The following is a 1,880-nucleotide window of genomic DNA, read 5'->3' as shown; positions in this document are numbered from 1 at the left end:
CCCGCGCCGCGCAGGCGGACAGCAGGCCGGGCCACAGTTCCGTTTCCAGCAGGGCCACGGCGCAGGGCCGGGCCTGGTCCAGCGCGCGGCGCATCAGGACCGGCTCGTCAAAGGGAAAGTAGCGCACCTGCACCTGCAGGCCGGGCCGGTGTGCGGCGGCCCAGTCGCGGGCCTTTTCCAGCACCTCCACCCCCTGCCGGGTGCACGAGGTGAGCAGCACGGAGAGTCCGCCGTCCTGTGTGCACGGGGGGGGGCACGGGGGCGTGAACGGGGCGGCGGAGGACGGGCATGGCCGGTCAGGGCTGTCCGTGGCGTCGCCCGTGGCATTGGCAGTGGCACCATCCGGGGCGTCGTGGGCGGAGCCGTCCGTGGTGCCCCTCGTGCCGTTGCCGTCCAGATGGCGCAGCAGTTCCCACGCCAGATAGGCCTCGCCGCCGGAGGCCGCCTGCACCCACAGGTGGGCCGCCTCGGCCCAGTGGTCGGGCACCAGGCGCTGGTCGTAGCCTTCGACCAGACGGGCGTTGCGGCGCAGCAGGGGGCGGGCCAGACGCCAGACGCCGCCGTAGACGGCCAGCAGTGCGGCGTGCAGGGGGTCGGATTTCATGCGGAAACCTTTTGGCGGATCAGGGAAAAGAGGTGTCGGGGGCAACGGTGACGGGCATCGGGCAGGCTGGGACGAGGCCTCAGCCCGCGTTGACCGTCAGTTCGCCGTCGCGCGGCACGGCATCGTGCAGGGCCATGCCCAGCCGGGCGGACAGGGCAAGCTCTATCTCCACGGCCTGCTCGTGCGATTCGCGGATGCGTTCGCGGATGCGTTCGGTACGGCCATACCGCTCCACAAGGTCGTCGAAGCGTTCCTCCAGCGTCACCAGTTGGTCGTGCTTCACGCGCTTGTCGGCGTAGATGATGATCAGCGGCATCAGCCATTCCCGCACGGTCACGTCCACCCGCCACGGCCAGTGCACGTGGTGCATCACCCCCTGGGCGATGCGCGGGTTGCCCGTCTCGTGCAGGGCCCACGCGCCGCCGAGCTGGGCGTGGTTGCCCCCGAAGCGGATGGTGTAGTCCTTGGCGATGTCGTGCAAGAGGGCGCTGGCCAGCACCGAGGGCAGGTGGATGTCCGTGCTGTTCGGGCCATTCGAGCCGTCCGCGACATTGTCCAGCGCGGCGCGGGCCAGCGCCATGGCCATGTCGGCCACCCTGAGGCTGTGGGCGCGGATGTGGTCGGGCATGGCGTAGCGGTCCCACAGGGCATGGCAGGCGGCCATGTCGGGCACGGGCCAGGCGGCCCCCGAACCGAAGGGGTTCGGGGCCGCGAAGCTGAGGGGCGGCAGGTCGTCCGGCGTCATGCAGCGGACAGCCGCCGCCTCGCGCGGATTTTCCACGTCGCCGGTAAAGGGCATACCCACGGTGGCGGTCATGCGGTCTCCTCTGGTGACGCGCGGGCTGGGCGGACCGCCGGATGCCGGTCCCGTGCGATGCGCCGCGCGTTCGCCACATCCATGAACATAACCACTGGCCGGGCAAAAGGCAAAGCGCGCGCCGGGTCCGCAAGGTACTGCCGTTCATGGCCAGTCATGCCGGTCATACCAGTCATGCCGGTCATGTCTGGCGGATGGCGCGCCGGGGATGGCAGGTGCCGGAGCGTACCGGCCAGATGCGCCACCCGTGTCTGCGCCGCCACTGGCGCGGGGAGGGGCGGGTGCCCCTGCGGGTGTCTGCGCTTCCGCCGCGTTGACAGCAGCCCTTGGCACGGCGTAGCACCATCGGGACACGGTGCGGAGGGCATGGGGTTGCCCGCGCGAAACCGTGCGGGCGGCGGGCCATGCCCAAGGGGCGGTACCGCCGTCGCGTCGCGCCTGACCGGTCCACGGCCCGGC

2 protein-coding genes are annotated in these 1,880 nt (G+C 71.5%); both read right to left on the bottom strand.

The window, feature by feature from the left end; all coding sequences use genetic code 11:
* On the bottom strand, positions 1-604 hold a 604-nt coding region (locus FVW20_RS13925), incomplete at its 3' end, for a glycosyltransferase N-terminal domain-containing protein (protein ID WP_307831544.1).
* A gap of 79 nt (positions 605-683) precedes the next feature.
* Positions 684-1,421, bottom strand: a complete 738-nt coding sequence (locus FVW20_RS13920) for an HD domain-containing protein (protein WP_196610085.1) — start codon at positions 1,419-1,421, stop codon at positions 684-686.
* Positions 1,422-1,880: the final 459 nt, after the last annotated feature.

This window comes from Nitratidesulfovibrio oxamicus, from assembly GCF_015731765.1.
Taxonomy (GTDB): domain Bacteria; phylum Desulfobacterota; class Desulfovibrionia; order Desulfovibrionales; family Desulfovibrionaceae; genus Cupidesulfovibrio; species Cupidesulfovibrio oxamicus.
The sequence above is the reverse complement of the archived record's forward strand: the minus strand, read 5'-3'. Positions and strand labels throughout refer to the sequence as shown.

Bases quoted from the DNA above. Each gene is read 5' to 3' on its own strand.
- FVW20_RS13920 (WP_196610085.1), bottom strand. From the start codon at position 1,421: ATGACCGCCACCGTGGGTATGCCCTTTACCGGCGACGTGGAAAATCCG.